At 46.6% G+C, this 14,344-nt stretch carries 11 protein-coding genes, 1 tRNA gene and 1 rRNA gene; 7 read left to right on the top strand and 6 right to left on the bottom strand.

Annotated elements, in window-relative coordinates; genetic code table 11:
• Positions 1–26: 26 nt before the first annotated feature.
• Both rrf and RH46_RS06375 read left to right on the top strand, forming a co-directional pair.
• Positions 27–142: ribosomal RNA gene (gene rrf / locus RH46_RS06380) — 5S ribosomal RNA — on the top strand.
• 32 nt (positions 143–174) lie between these two features.
• Positions 175–251, top strand: a tRNA-Asp gene (locus tag RH46_RS06375).
• 408 nt (positions 252–659) lie between these two features.
• Here RH46_RS06375 and glpX read toward each other — a convergent pair.
• Complete coding sequence (gene glpX / locus RH46_RS06370) at positions 660–1,667, bottom strand: class II fructose-bisphosphatase (protein ID WP_006878568.1); 1,008 nt, start codon at positions 1,665–1,667, stop codon at positions 660–662.
• A gap of 313 nt (positions 1,668–1,980) precedes the next feature.
• On the opposite strand from glpX, the gene zapB reads away from it, so the two are divergent.
• Positions 1,981–2,223 (top strand): cell division protein ZapB, encoded by a 243-nt coding sequence (gene zapB / locus RH46_RS06365; protein ID WP_006878567.1) that lies wholly within the window; start codon positions 1,981–1,983, stop codon positions 2,221–2,223.
• 123 nt (positions 2,224–2,346) lie between these two features.
• On the opposite strand, the gene metF is transcribed toward zapB, so the two are convergent.
• The 3 genes from metF to RH46_RS06350 form a co-directional block, all read right to left on the bottom strand.
• A complete protein-coding gene (metF, locus tag RH46_RS06360; protein WP_006878566.1) occupies positions 2,347–3,237 on the bottom strand; it encodes a methylenetetrahydrofolate reductase in 891 nt (296 codons plus the stop codon).
• 229 nt (positions 3,238–3,466) lie between these two features.
• On the bottom strand, positions 3,467–5,878 hold the full coding sequence (locus RH46_RS06355; protein WP_006878565.1) for a bifunctional aspartate kinase/homoserine dehydrogenase II: 2,412 nt from the start codon (positions 5,876–5,878) through the stop codon (positions 3,467–3,469).
• Positions 5,878–7,044 carry an O-succinylhomoserine (thiol)-lyase gene (locus RH46_RS06350; protein WP_006878564.1) on the bottom strand — a complete coding sequence of 389 codons (1,167 nt, stop codon included), beginning with the start codon at positions 7,042–7,044 and terminating at the stop codon, positions 5,878–5,880. Before RH46_RS06350 ends, RH46_RS06355 begins: the two co-directional genes overlap by 1 nt.
• Before the next feature lie 220 nt (positions 7,045–7,264).
• Here RH46_RS06350 and metJ point away from each other — a divergent pair, with 220 nt between their 5' ends.
• A complete protein-coding gene (gene metJ, locus RH46_RS06345) occupies positions 7,265–7,585 on the top strand; it encodes a met regulon transcriptional regulator MetJ (protein WP_004415993.1) in 321 nt (106 codons plus the stop codon).
• A 118-nt stretch (positions 7,586–7,703) separates the two neighbouring features.
• On the opposite strand, the gene RH46_RS06340 is transcribed toward metJ, so the two are convergent.
• Positions 7,704–8,978 carry a malic enzyme-like NAD(P)-binding protein gene (locus RH46_RS06340; RefSeq protein ID WP_006878563.1) on the bottom strand — a complete coding sequence of 425 codons (1,275 nt, stop codon included), beginning with the start codon at positions 8,976–8,978 and terminating at the stop codon, positions 7,704–7,706.
• 260 nt (positions 8,979–9,238) lie between these two features.
• Entirely contained in the window at positions 9,239–9,457 is a 219-nt protein-coding gene (rpmE, locus tag RH46_RS06335; RefSeq protein ID WP_006878562.1) for a 50S ribosomal protein L31, read from the bottom strand.
• 281 nt (positions 9,458–9,738) lie between these two features.
• Between rpmE and priA the strand changes: the two genes are divergently transcribed.
• From priA to ftsN, 3 genes are all read left to right on the top strand, one after another.
• Positions 9,739–11,940, top strand: coding sequence for a primosomal protein N' (priA, locus tag RH46_RS06330; RefSeq protein WP_006878560.1), 2,202 nt, complete (start codon positions 9,739–9,741; stop codon positions 11,938–11,940).
• A gap of 368 nt (positions 11,941–12,308) precedes the next feature.
• On the top strand, positions 12,309–13,316 hold the full coding sequence (cytR, locus tag RH46_RS06325) for a DNA-binding transcriptional regulator CytR (RefSeq protein WP_006878559.1): 1,008 nt from the start codon (positions 12,309–12,311) through the stop codon (positions 13,314–13,316).
• Positions 13,317–13,430: 114 nt separating this feature from the next.
• Positions 13,431–13,979, top strand: coding sequence for a cell division protein FtsN (ftsN, locus tag RH46_RS06320; RefSeq protein ID WP_006878558.1), 549 nt, complete (start codon positions 13,431–13,433; stop codon positions 13,977–13,979).
• Positions 13,980–14,344: the final 365 nt, after the last annotated feature.

The following is a 14,344-nucleotide window of genomic DNA, read 5'->3' as shown; positions in this document are numbered from 1 at the left end:
AGCAGCTTTCCAGATTAAAGAATTTGCTTGGCGACCATAGCGATTTGGACCCACCTGATTCCATGCCGAACTCAGAAGTGAAACGAATTAGCGCCGATGGTAGTGTGGGGCTTCCCCATGTGAGAGTAGGACATCGCCAGGCTTTAAATTTAGACTTTAATGTCTAACCAGTGCGGAGCGGTAGTTCAGTTGGTTAGAATACCGGCCTGTCACGCCGGGGGTCGCGGGTTCGAGTCCCGTCCGCTCCGCCACTTATTCCAGACCTCAGCAGAAATGCTGAGGTCTTTTCGTTTCTATCAGGTTATTGTGGTCTTCGACCAACGAGTCCCGGTTGCCTGCAACCCCAGACTAGGCGTCCCCGCCGTCCGCCATTTATTCAGAAAGCCTAGTCTTACGACTAGGCTTTCGTCGTTTTAGAAGCCCGTTGCTAACGCAACGGGCTTTTTGCATTTTAGAACGCTTCGCTCCGAGATCGGGCTTCGCCCTGCGAGAGTTTAGAGCGGACTTCGTCCTTCGAGATAAGCTTGTGATGAGGAGTCGAAAGTGGCAGGCAGTGCGGGCTAATCTTTTAGCCAAATAGTCTGAATTTAAAAGAAAAGAGTTGGCGTGTACTGCCAACCCTTACAAAATTTTCTCGCTTCTCGCTTCTCGCTTCTCGCTTAAAGGATAAAGTCTCTTACTTCTGGATCTTTACGCTCTAGGTAGTGAATTGATTTGATGCGACGGATCGTACGGCAACGGCCACGAATCAGTAAGGTTTCTGTTGTTGCGATATTACCCTGACGAGTGATCCCTTCTAATAGATCACCTTTAGTAATACCTGTCGCAGAGAATACAACGTTATCACTGCGAGCCATATCTTCCATCGTTAGTACGACATTTGCTTTTACGCCCATCTCTTCACAGCGCTTAAGTTCAGCAGCGCCATAAATGCGGTTTTCTTCTGTATCACCTTTCACTTCATGACGAGGTAATAGTCGACCGTGCATGTCGCCGTCTAGAGCACGGATAACTGCAGCAGACACTACGCCTTCAGGCGCACCACCAATACAGTACATGACGTCTACTTCACTATCAGGCATACAAGTCAGGATAGATGCAGCTACATCGCCATCTGGCACTGCAAATACACGTACGCCCATAGCCTGCATTTCAGCGATTACTTCATCATGGCGTGGCTTAGCCAGAGTAATTACGACTAGGGTGTCTAAGCTTTTACCTAGTGCCTGAGCAATGTTCTCTAGGTTTTCTTTTAGCGGTTTGTGTAGGTCAATGCAGCCTTTCGCACCAGGGCCAACAACGAGTTTTTCCATGTACATATCTGGTGCTTTTAAGAAGCTGCCTTTTTCGCCTGCAGCAAGAACAGCCAGAGCGTTAGACTGGCCCATTGCGGTCATACGCGTGCCCTCGATAGGGTCTACTGCGATGTCTACCTCGTCACCACCAATACCAACGTTTTCGCCAATATATAGCATAGGAGCATCGTCGATCTCGCCTTCACCAATAACGATTTCGCCACTGATCTCGGTTTTGTTGAGTAAGCTGCGCATTACTTCCACAGCGGCGCCGTCGGCTGCATTCTTATCGCCACGGCCAAGCCATTTATAGCCTGCTAGTGCTGCACCCTCGGTAACTCGAGAAAATGCCATTGCTAAATCGCGTTTCATGATGACTCCAAAGTAAAGGAAAATGGGAAAAACAAAAACGGCAGGATTTTACCATATCAAGAAGGAAACGTTTGCCTTTTTACTTAATAGGGAGTTGAAGAGGATCAATTTAGTCGCTTAAATAGAGTGCAATTAGGCGCTTGAGACTCAGATGTAAAGCTATTGTCAATTTACGCTGTTTTTTTAAGCGAATGATGAAAAATATCCAATATAGGGCGTGTCTATCAGCGCTCGGCTGAGTAGAATGGAACAAAACGGGTTTGGATCATCGCTGACCAAAACCTTTCTCGGAATAACATATAGGTAGGCCAAGATGTCTTTTGAAGTACTAGAACAACTAGAAGCTAAAATCCAAACTGCAGTTGATACTATTGCCCTTCTGCAAATGGAAGTAGAAGAACTAAAAGAAGAAAAAGAAAAGCTAGCTACAGAAGCAAGCGAATTACGTAACAGCCGTGAAGCGTTAGAGCAACAAGCACAGCAGATGCAACAAGAGCACACTGCATGGCAAGAGCGTATTCGTAACCTACTTGGTAAAATGGACGAAGTAGAGTAATAGGGGCTTCCCTAAGACTGTGCACCAAAGGCTGAACTCAATGTTCAGCCTTTGTTGTTTTTGGCTTAGACAAATAAAAATGGCCGATGATGTCACCGGCCATTTTTATTTCAATCTTGTTTATTAGCCTTGAGGGCGTACGCCTAATGTATGGCATAGTGCGTAAGTCATTTCGGCACGGTTCAGAGTGTAGAAGTGGAAATCTTTTACACCTTCACGGCTCAGAATTCTTACCATATCGATCGCGTGGCTTGCACCAACAAGCTGGCGAGTTGTCGGATCGTCATCTAGTCCTTCAAACTGCTTAGCCATCCAACCAGGAACTTTCACTGCGTTCTGAGCTGCAAAGCGGGAAGCTTGTTTGAAGTTTGATACAGGTAGAATGCCCGGCACAATCTCTACATCGATACCTGCCGCCACACAACGGTCACGGAAACGTAGGTAGCTCTCTACATCAAAGAAGAACTGAGTGATTGCACGGTTTGCACCTGCGTCTACTTTGCGTTTCAGGTTGAGTAGATCTGCTTGAGCACTTTTAGCTTCAGGGTGTACTTCTGGAAAAGCAGCAACAGAGATATCAAAATCATGACGAGCTTTCAGTAGTTCAACTAAGTCTGATGCGTACATTTCTGGTTTACCGCCGCCCGGTGGAATATCACCACGTAGAGCAACGATATTTTGGATGCCGTTAGCCCAATAGTCGTCTGCGATCTGGATCAGTTCTTCTCGGGATGCATCGATACAAGTTAGGTGCGGAGCTGCAACCAGACCTGTTTCAGCTTTGATCTCTTTAATAATCGAGTGAGTTCTATCACGCTCACCTGAGTTCGCACCGTAAGTAACAGAGACAAATTTAGGTTTAAGGTTTTTAAGGCGATGAACAGAATTCCACAGAGTCTCTTCCATCTTCTCATTACTTGGCGGGAAGAATTCAAATGAAACATTGATGTTGTCAGATAGCTCAGCAACATTCTGATTTAAGGCGTCGATATGACTTGCGTGTGTGTATCCCATCTTACTCTCTCCCAGTGGCCATCCATGCCAAAAAACTCATAAACTTGAAATCGACGTTTAGACGTCTATATGTCTACAGAATGAATTGAATACGATTTAATGTCAACTGTGTGATTATGAATTTTTCTCAAGTTCATTATTAGGTGGTTTCAAGTTAATTTGCAACTTGTCCTTTTGGGCTGGAAGCGCTGAAAAAGAAAGGGCGCTGTATGATTCAGCGCCCGAAGGTTTAGAGTAGACTTGATAGCAGGTTCAGATCTGACTGAATAGCTCCGGCAGTGACTTCCCGGCCAGCCCCTGGTCCGCGAATAACTAACGGGTTGTCTTTGTACCACTTACTCTCTATAGCGAAGATGTTGTCGCAAGGAAGTAGGTTAGCCAAAGCATGCTCTTTATTCAGCGCCTCGACGCCTACAGAAGCCGTGCCGTTCTTTTCGAGACGTGCCACATAACGTAGCACTTTATCTTCTCTCTGAGCCTTTTCCAGGCGTTCTGCGAGCAGTTCGCTAAGTAGTTGGCTGCTATCAAAGAACTCATCAATAGACAGCTGCGACAATTCTTGCGGTACCAGGCTTTCTACTTTGACCGCTTCAGGTTCAATTTCCAGTCCTGACTCTCGCGCTAAGATCACCAACTTACGCATTACATCTGAGCCATCGAGATCATGACGTGGATCTGGCTCAGTCAGGCCTTGCTGCCATGCCAGATCAACTAGCTCAGCAAAAGGTACACTACCGTCATATTGTTGGAACAACCATGAAAGTGTCCCAGAGAAAATGCCCGACAGAGCAATAATATCGTCACCACTTTCACGTAAATCGCGAACAGTATGGTTGATAGGCAGACCTGCGCCCACGGTCGCATTGTACAGCCAATGACGGTTGATCTTGGCGAAGGCATCTTGCACTTGATGGTAGTAATCACTCGATGCTGAACCGGCTACTTTGTTGGCAGAAATCAGGTGCATCCCTTGTTCTGCTATTTCTAAATAGCGTTCTGCCAGAGTCTGGCTCGCCGTTACATCCAATACCACTAAGTCATCGTAACCCTGGATTGAACCAAGAATCTTAATCCAGTCACTTCCTTCATGGCTTACCGCTTCTTCATCGAAGTGACTCGTCACCTGAGTCGCATCTATTCCATCTTGGTTGAACCAGTAGGTTTGGCTATCGATAACAGCGACCAGTTCGAAATTCATACCGTGGCGTTTCTCTAACTCCACTTTCTGTTCAGCAAACAGCTCAAGCCAGCTGGAACCGATATTTCCTTTACCACATAATGCAATGGCGACTCGTTTTTGCGCCTGGAACAGTTGGCTATGGATAGATTTAACCAGCACCTTAGTGTTGGCTTTGCGTAGCACGGCAACCAGACTTAAACCTGATTGAGATTCAGATATAAACTCGACCGGAGAGTTTTTTAGCTGCTGGTAGAAGCCATAACAGTGGTTCGCATTCTTGGTTACGCCAGCACCAACAGCCGCAACCATCGAGTAACCCTCTTTAAGCTTTATTTCAGCTTCGATTGCCGCATCCTGAAGATGTTCCAGAGCACCGCCAACAATTTCGCTGGTGTAAGCAAGGCGGATTGAGTGTTGATCTGGTTGAACTTCGTATGTAAGTGGCTCTAGCTGAGCTCGTTTCAGGCTCGCCAGCACCTCGTTTTCAATTCGTTGGAAATCATGACCTGAGCTAAAATACAGCTCGATCAGTAACACTTCATCGAGAGACGAGATAATTTTTGCGCCTCGTCCTGATGCTAGTACTCGCTCAATACGTGTCGAACCAGATTCTGGCTGATAGCTGCAACGAAGGTGCAAGTCCATCGCGCTTTGAGCGACGGGTTGCAGGGTTCTGCTATGAAGAACAGGAGCCGCCAGACGAGCCAACTCGCTCGCTTCATCTAAACGGAGCAGCGGTAATAAACAGGCGTCACTCACTAATCTAGGGTCAGCACTGTAAACACCTGCTACATCACTCCAGATGGTTACGCGGCTGGCTTCCGCCAATGCCCCAATTACGGTCGCTGAGTAGTCAGAACCGTTTCGACCAAGCAGAACAGTATGCCCCTGGCTATCCTGAGCCATAAATCCAGTAATCACGATACGGTGATGAGCATGTTGGACGAGGACTTCTTTGATTAGCGGGTAAGAGGAACCAAAATCTACCTCTGGCTGAGTGCCTGCTTCTGCACGTAGGAACGCACGCGCATCTTGTGCGACTGCCGGTAAGTCAGTCTGATTAAGTAATGCAGCAAGCAGACGAGATGACCAGACTTCACCGTGACCCAATACGGCCGCTTTTTCTGCTTCATTTAGTGGGGAAGTGAGCTCACCCAAAGTGCTGAACTCATCACTTAGCGTAGCCAGTAACTGTTGTTTAGCTTCGCCATTAATCAGTTCTTCGACTAACTCAGTTTGAAACTGTCTTAATGTGTGCAGCTCCTCATGGGCAATGCGTCCGTCGGTGGCTAATCCTTCGAGAAAAGCGATCAAACGGTTAGTGGTTTTTCCTGCGGCAGAAACGACAATAAGGTCATCAGGTTTGGAGTACTCTTTGAGGATACCTACCACGCGACGATAACATTCGGGGTCAGCTAAACTGCTGCCACCAAACTTATGTAACTGGCGTTCTTGTGACATTACAAAGCCTCCGCAGTTTTTGTAAATGCTTGCTGTAGATCGGCAATTAGGTCATCGGCATCTTCAAGGCCAACAGAGAGACGCAGAAGTTGCTGAGATACGCCCGCTTCCGCTAATGCTTCTTCACCCATCGCTCTGTGTGTCATAGAGGCAGGGTGGCAAATCAGGCTTTCCACACCGCCCAGTGATTCTGCGAGTGAGAACAGTTCAAGTTCACCGACAAAGAACTTCAATTGGTCGAAGCTACCTGCGAATTCAAAGCTGAGCATTGAACCAAAGCCTGTTTGCTGTTTCTTGGCAATCTCATGCCCAGGGTGCTCTGGCAGACTAGGGTGATAAATCTTACCGACAAACTGCTGAGTTTGTAGATAAGTTAGGATTTTGTTTGAGCTCTCTTCATGCACTTTCATTCGTGCACCTAAGGTACGAATACCGCGTAAGGTCATGTAGCTATCGAAAGGAGTGCCCGTTGCGCCGATACAGTTGCCCCACCAAGCCAGCTCTTCAGCATGTTCCTCTTGTTTAGTGATCACCACGCCACCAATGACATCTGAGTGACCATTGATGTACTTGGTTGTTGAGTGAATGACAAAGTCAGCGCCAAGCTCAAGAGGCTTTTGGAACACAGGAGTCAGGAAAGTGTTGTCGACAGCAACAAGAGCACCAACTTGCTTTGCCTTTTGACACACATCAGCAATATCGACGACTCGAACCAGAGGGTTTGAAGGGGTTTCCAGCAGAATCAGTTTTGGCTTTTGTGCTAATGCTTCAGCAAAGGCTTTTTCATCAGACTGGTCGACAAACAGTACCTTGAAGTCACCTTTATTAGCTCGAGTATTAAATAAGCGATAAGTACCGCCGTAGCAGTCATGAGGTGCGATGATGATGTCACCCGGGCTTAAGAAAGCAGAAACCCACAGGTTAAGTGCCGATGTACCACAGTTGGTGACCACTGCACCTTTGCCCGACTCAAGTTCGTACAGAGCGGTTTCTAGCAGGCCACGGTTTGGGTTACCTGATCGTGTATAGTCGTATTTAGGCACTTCTCCAAACGCTGGAAAACCGTAGTTGGTCGAAAGGTAAATTGGTGGAACAACTGCGTGATGTTGTGTGTCTGACTCGATACCAGTACGTACCGCGATTGTGGCTGGTTTGCGGGTGCTCATAAGTGTTTCCTTTCGACCTTAAATGACTTCTGCTTTGGAATAGCCTATACATTGTTTTAGTCGTATAGTGACTATTCCAATCCTCTCTTCAAATCACTTTACTTGTCATTTATTGGGACGTCAACACTTCTAGACGTCTATATGTCTTTGCTTGTGGCTATAAATACCGCTAAAATTGGGGATTCTATTTTCAAACATAAAAATTGATAAAAGGTGCGCAATGGCAGATTGGAATGGCGAATACATTAGCCCATACGCTGAGCATGGAAAGAAAAGCGAACAAGTAAAGAAGATTACAGTTTCTATTCCATTGAAAGTATTGAAGGTTTTAACTGATGAGCGTACGCGTCGTCAGATTAACAACCTACGCCACGCAACAAATAGTGAGCTATTGTGTGAAGCATTTTTGCATGCATATACAGGTCAACCGTTGCCGACGGATGAAGATTTACGTAAAGATCGTCCAGACGATATTCCTGCAGAAGTGAAAAAACTGATGACAGAGATGGGAATTGAGTTCGAAGCGTTTGATGAAGAATAATAAAAAATCGTAGCACCTCAATTTTTCGCTAGAAAGCCGATAACATCATGAACCAAATAAAAAACCGCTGACTAATGCAGCGGTTTTTTGTGTTTATGGCTTCAGCAATATTGCTTGATTATGCCATGTAGTTTTCTGGCATCTCGATGCGAGCAACACCAGAATCGACTGCTGCTTGTGCAACAGCTTTAGCAACTCGTGGAAGAAGACGTGGATCCATTGGCTTAGGAATGATGTAACCCGGACCGAAAGAAAGCGCGTCAACACCTGCCGCTGAAAGAACTTCTGCTGGCACTTCTTCTTTAGCAAGCTGGCGGATTGCATCTACGGCAGCTAGCTTCATTTCATCATTGATCTCACTTGCACGAACATCTAGTGCACCGCGGAAAATGAATGGGAAACAAAGTACGTTGTTAACCTGGTTAGGGTAGTCACTACGGCCTGTACCCATGATTAGATCCTGACGTACATCGTGAGCAAGTTCAGGTTTGATCTCTGGATCTGGGTTAGAACATGCAAATACCACTGGCTTATCTGCCATCAGCGCAAGAGCTTCTGGAGAAAGTAGGTTTGGACCTGATACACCCAGGAACAGATCGGCACCTTCAATAACATCTTCAAGTGTGCGCTTGTCAGTGTTGTTAGCAAATAGCTGTTTGTATTCGTTCAGGTCATCACGACGAGTGTGGATTACACCTTTGCGGTCTAGCATGTAGATCTTTTCACGCATAGCGCCACACTTAATCAATAGCTCCATACATGCTACTGCCGCTGCGCCTGCACCCAGACAGACGATAGTCGCGTCTTCCAGTTTCTTACCTTGTAGTTCGATAGCGTTAAGCATACCTGCAGCAGTAACAATCGCAGTACCGTGCTGGTCATCGTGGAACACAGGAACATCACAACGTTCAATAAGCTGCTTTTCAATCTCAAAACAGTCTGGTGCTTTAATATCTTCAAGGTTGATACCACCGAAGGTATCAGCGATGTTCGCAACAGTATCAACAAACTCTTCGATAGTGCGGTGTTTAACTTCGATATCGATGGAGTCTAAGCCTGCAAAGCGTTTGAATAGAAGAGATTTACCTTCCATTACAGGTTTAGACGCAAGAGGACCTAAGTTACCAAGACCAAGAATCGCGGTGCCGTTTGAAATAACAGCGACCATGTTGCCTTTAGAAGTGTACTTATAAACGTTATCTGCATTTTGTGCGATTTCGCGTACTGGCTCAGCCACACCCGGGCTGTATGCCAGAGCTAAGTCTTTAGCTGTTTCTGCTGGCTTTGTAAGTGCAATTTCAATTTTCCCTGGGGTAGGGGATGCGTGGTAATCCAATGCTTGTTGGCGAAATTGTTCTTCAGGGGATAGTTCTTCGCGATTGTCGTCTGACATAGGTGTAGGTACTCGTTAATAATTATATGGAAAGGGGGAATCCATTCTAGAGTAACTAAGTCAAGCTGCCTAGGTGAGAATGCGAGCTAAAGCAAGAAAAAGTAGTAATTGACTGGAGATAAGACCAGATGAATAGAGATATGGCTAGCGAATCTGACTAAATGTAATAGATTAATCTGAAAATTGGCTTAGCGACGAATAGCAGATAACAAAAAAGGACGCCTGAGCGTCCTTTTTCTAATTCGGTCACAAGGAAGTGATTACTTCTTGCTTGATAGAGCACCGAAACGCTTGTTGAAGCGATCAACACGGCCGCCTGTATCAACGATACGTTGCTTACCAGTGTAGAATGGGTGACATTTGTCACATACGTCTAGGTGGATAGAATCTTTGTCTAGAGTTGAGTTGAACTCGAAAGAGTTACCACAAGAACAAGTCGCTTTGATTGCTTTGTATTCTGGGTGGATACCAGTTTTCATGGGAGAACCTCTGAATATAGGCCGTGTCGCTATCCGATTCTAAGCCGGACACCACACGTAGTTAATAAAAAGTATTTAGGATACCGCTGCAAAAGAGCAAGCCATATCTCTAAGGCGCGATATAGTAATGAATACGTCGGTTAGGATCAAGCCGATTAAGAAGAAATTTGCTACTTTTTTAGCCGGATTATAGTGGGCAGGGCTGACTTGGCTCTCTTTCAACCCAATCTCTTTTCCCTTAGACTAATCAATGTTATCTATCACTGAGCTCTAAAGCCTATATGCGACCAACGATTGCCCGTGTGGCCCTGCCTGTTCCACTTGATAAACAGTTTGATTATCAGATCCCTAACCACATGTTTCCGATTATTGGTGGACGTGTTTCTGTGCCTTTTGGACGTCAGACATTGGTTGGGATTGTTACGGCGTTGGTCAATGAGTCGGAGTTTGGCTTCGACAAGTTAAAACCGATTAAACAGGTGCTCGATAGTCAGCCAGTTTGGCCACAACAGCTCTACTCACTATTACTTTGGTGCAGCCAGTTTTATCAGTACCCACTTGGTGACACCTTACTTAATGCGATGCCAAGTGCGTTACGCAAAGGCAAAGAGGCGGATTTTGCGACTCTGGTAGAGTGGCAGCTTACCTCTAAAGGTCGCGACCAGCTTATGCAAGGATTCGGTCGAGCGGTCAAGCAAGCCAAAGTGATGCGTATGCTGGAGCATGGAGCCGTCGCGCATCAGAGGTTTGTTGACGAAGAAGTTTCTTCGTCTGTTCTGAAAAATCTGGCTGAAAAAGGTTGGATTGAATCAATAGAGAATAAACCTGTTATCCGCGACTGGCGCCATGATGTTGAAGCGAATGTCGACAAGCCTAAACTCAACTCGGAGCAGGCGATTGCCATCGCGACAGTGAATAGTGGCGAAGGGTTTGGTTGTTACCTGCTTGAAGGGGTGACTGGCTCTGGTAAAACAGAAGTCTATCTTAATCTGATTAAGCCAGTATTAGAAAAGGGGCGACAGGCACTGGTATTGGTACCTGAAATCGGTCTGACTCCCCAGACCATCAACCGCTTTAGGAAGCGTTTTAACGTTCCTGTAGAAGTGATTCACTCTGGACTCAATGATACAGAGCGACTCAATGCCTGGCTTAGTGCACGTGATAATGCGGCCGGAATAGTCATAGGTACACGTTCTGCATTATTAACCCCATTTGCGAATCTAGGCATCATCATCGTCGATGAAGAACATGATGCCTCATATAAGCAGCAAGATAGTCTGCGTTACCATGCTCGTGATGTCGCAGTGATGCGAGCTAATAAAGAGCAGATACCTATCGTACTTGGCTCGGCGACACCTGCTCTGGAAACGTTGCACAACGCATTAGCGGGTAAGTATCACCATCTTATTCTCTCTTCTCGTGCTGGTAGCGCTACACCGACGACCAATAAGGTCCTCGATGTCAAAGGCTTATACCTGGAGAGTGGCTTATCAGCCCCATTGATTGCAGAGATGCGTAAGCACCTTAAACAGGGTAACCAAGTTATGCTGTTTCTCAATCGACGTGGATTCTCACCTGCTTTGATGTGTCATGAGTGTGGTTGGATCGCTGAATGTAAGCGCTGTGACGCTTATTACACTTACCATCAATATAGCAATGAAATACGTTGCCACCACTGTGGTTCTCAACAGCCGATTATTCATCAATGTCAGGGGTGTGGCTCAACGCATCTGGTGACGGTAGGTGTAGGTACTGAACAACTTGAAAAGCAGCTCGCTGAGCTGTTTCCGGAATATAAAACCATTCGTATCGACCGGGACAGTACACGAAGAAAAGGCAGTCTTGAGAATGCGTTAGGAGCCATTCGGAATGGTGAATATCAGATCTTGATTGGCACTCAGATGCTGGCAAAAGGTCACCACTTCCCTGATGTAACCCTGGTGGCTCTGCTCGATGTAGATGGCTCACTATACTCTAGTGACTTTCGTGCTTCTGAACGTTTGGCACAGCTCTTTATTCAGGTGGCTGGTCGTGCTGGTCGTGCAAGTAAGCCGGGCGAAGTGGTATTGCAAACTCACCATCCCGAGCACAGCTTGTTGCAGGCACTACTGACGAAAAGCTATCGTCACTTTGCTGACACTGCGTTGCAAGAGCGCAAACTGGCTCAGTTACCGCCGTACTCCTTCTTAACTCTGTTCCGAGCTGAAGCTAACCAGTCTGAGGTTGTTGAAGAGTTTCTGCGTCAGGTACGGCATACATTAGAGGCACACCCTCTATTCGATGAGTTTTGTCTGGTGTTGGGTCCCACTCCTGCGCCATTGGCAAAGAGGGCTGGGAAGTATCGCTGGCAACTGTTGCTTCAGACGCAGAGTCGCCCTGTAATGCAGAAGCTATTGGCCAGTGCTAAACCTGCCATTCAGTTGCTACCGGCTGCCAAGAAAGTGCGTTGGAGCCTTGATATCGAGCCACAAGATCTTAGCTAAACAGGTAGCATTTTTGTTGCACGAATAAGGTGTTTTAGACTGATGATTGAAATTGTTAGTTATTGAGAAAGCTAATATTCACACCTTTTTCATTTATTTGTGATCAAAATCTCGCCCTGACTGCCCATTTTGTTAAATCTCCCGTAACTTTGTGTTTTGAAATGAATAAACTAGGTCTTGTGCAATGTGTTGCTCTCGAATCATAATTTGCGAGTTAAACGATTGCTTGAGGCAAATTAATGAGAAGATAGGTATTTAGCCTACGAATCGACACCATCTTGGCCGTTTGGACGGTGAGATATATTTCAACTAGAAGCTTAGGTGGCAATCGCGCTACCGTTTAAGGAAACGAAGAGGGTTAATTTTATATGGCGACAATGAAGGATGTTGCCCAGCTTGCGGGAGTATCAACAGCGACTGTATCAAGAGCGCTGATGAATCCGGAGAAAGTATCATCAGCGACACGGAAGAGAGTCGAGGATGCTGTACTAGAAGCTGGTTATTCACCAAACTCGCTGGCGCGTAATTTGCGTCGTAATGAATCAAAAACAATCATCGCGATCATTCCTGATATTTGTGACCCTTACTACACCGAAATCATTCGAGGTATCGAAGATGCGGCAATGGAGCATGGATATATCGTTCTACTCGGTGATAGTGGTCAGCAGAAGAAACGCGAAAGTTCATTTGTGAACCTGGTGTTTACCAAACAAGCTGATGGCATGTTATTGCTTGGTACTGATCTTCCTTTCGATGTGAGTAAGCCTGAACAGAAAAACTTGCCGCCTATGGTTATGGCGTGTGAGTTTGCACCAGAACTTGAACTCCCTACCGTACATATCGACAACCTGACTTCCGCATTTGAAGCTGTGAATTACCTCACTCAAATGGGGCATAAGCGTGTAGCGCAAATCTCAGGTCCACAGTCGGCAGTACTATGTCAGTTCCGTCACCAGGGGTATCAGCAGGCGCTTCGTCGAGCAGGTATCACGATGAACCCTAGTTACTGCACATTTGGCGACTTCTCATTTGAGGATGGCGCTAAGGCAATTCGTCAGTTGCTTGCGTTGTCTGAGCCACCAACGGCAGTGTTCTGTCATAATGATGCGATGGCGATTGGTGCTATTCAAGAAGCTAAGAAGCTTGGTATTCGTGTCCCACAAGACCTGTCTGTAGTGGGCTTCGATGATATCCACTTTGCCCAGTACTGCGATCCACCGCTAACTACCATTTCACAGCCTCGCTATGAGATTGGTCGTCAAGCGATGCTAATGATGCTTGAGTTGTTGCGTGGCCATGACGTAAGAGCAGGGTCTCGTTTACTCGAGACGAAATTGGTTGTTCGTGAAAGTGCTGCGCCTCCGCGAGTACTGTAAATCATACCTTTCAGCGGCACATTTTGATGTGCCGCTTCCATTTATACTCTGTCATCAAGTGGCAATCTGCATTAACATATCAGCAGTGGTAATTAATAATATTGATGTTAAGTAGTGGCGAATCGAGATTACGTTAAAAGAGGCCGCGGCGGTAATGGCCGTAAGCCGACACAGAAGAAATCTGCCCCACGTCGTAAACCTTGGCGCAGTGGTCTGCTAGCGATATTGCTGGTGGGCGGATTTGGTTATGGTCTGTATACCCTTAGTAACGATCCTGAGCCACCACCGCCTGTCGTTGAGAAAGCTAAGCCAAAACCAAAACCGACGACACAAGCGAAACTTCCGCCTCCACCAGAGGAGAAGTGGGACTACGTGGATTCCCTGCCGAGCCGGGAAGTGGAGGTTAAGGCCAAAGAGCAGGTGGTATCGGAAATTCCATACATCATGCAGTGTGGCGCTTATAAGACCGCCAAGCAGGCAGAAGCACGTAAGCTTGATATCGCTTTCCAGGGCATCAATAGTAAGATCCGCAAGAAAGAAGGCAGCAGCTGGTACCGAGTGGTACTAGGCCCTTATAAATTCAAGCGTGATGCTGAACGTGATAAGCATAAACTGCAACGCGCCAAAATTGAGCCTTGTGCGATTTGGAAAGAAACGCAGTAGAGATTAAAGAACGAACCCACTGGGTTCGTTTTTTTATGCTACGTAAACAGAACGGGCTATGCCTTTTGGATAACTAGAACGCTTCGCTACTGGAAAGCTGGGTCGGACTTCGTCCTTCGAGATGTTGGGGGCGGGTAGTGAGTTGATAGAACCTTTAGTGTTAAAGGTGTTGACAGGAGTTGTCCCAGCGAAGAGATAATATTCTCGCCTCTCGCCTCTCGCCTCTCGCCTCTCGCCTCTCGCCTCTCGCCTCTCGCCTCTCGCCTCTCGCCTCTCGCCTCTCGCCTCTCGCCTCTCGCCTCTCGCCTCTCGCCTCTCGCCTCTCGCCTCTCGCCTCTCGCCTGCCCTTGAATTCCCAACCCGAA

The organism is Vibrio brasiliensis LMG 20546 (assembly GCF_000189255.1).
GTDB classification, from domain to species: domain Bacteria; phylum Pseudomonadota; class Gammaproteobacteria; order Enterobacterales; family Vibrionaceae; genus Vibrio; species Vibrio brasiliensis.
Note: the sequence above shows the minus strand (reverse complement) of the source record. Positions and strands in the feature narration are given on the sequence as shown.

Bases quoted from the DNA above. Each gene is read 5' to 3' on its own strand.
- glpX (WP_006878568.1), bottom strand. From the start codon at position 1,667: ATGAAACGCGATTTAGCAATGGCATTTTCTCGAGTTACCGAGGGTGCA.
- zapB (WP_006878567.1), top strand. From the start codon at position 1,981: ATGTCTTTTGAAGTACTAGAACAACTAGAAGCTAAAATCCAAACTGCA.
- metF (WP_006878566.1), bottom strand. From the start codon at position 3,237: ATGGGATACACACACGCAAGTCATATCGACGCCTTAAATCAGAATGTT.
- RH46_RS06355 (WP_006878565.1), bottom strand. From the start codon at position 5,878: ATGTCACAAGAACGCCAGTTACATAAGTTTGGTGGCAGCAGTTTAGCT.
- RH46_RS06350 (WP_006878564.1), bottom strand. From the start codon at position 7,044: ATGAGCACCCGCAAACCAGCCACAATCGCGGTACGTACTGGTATCGAG.
- metJ (WP_004415993.1), top strand. From the start codon at position 7,265: ATGGCAGATTGGAATGGCGAATACATTAGCCCATACGCTGAGCATGGA.
- RH46_RS06340 (WP_006878563.1), bottom strand. From the start codon at position 8,978: ATGTCAGACGACAATCGCGAAGAACTATCCCCTGAAGAACAATTTCGC.
- rpmE (WP_006878562.1), bottom strand. From the start codon at position 9,457: ATGAAAACTGGTATCCACCCAGAATACAAAGCAATCAAAGCGACTTGT.
- priA (WP_006878560.1), top strand. From the start codon at position 9,739: ATGCGACCAACGATTGCCCGTGTGGCCCTGCCTGTTCCACTTGATAAA.
- cytR (WP_006878559.1), top strand. From the start codon at position 12,309: ATGGCGACAATGAAGGATGTTGCCCAGCTTGCGGGAGTATCAACAGCG.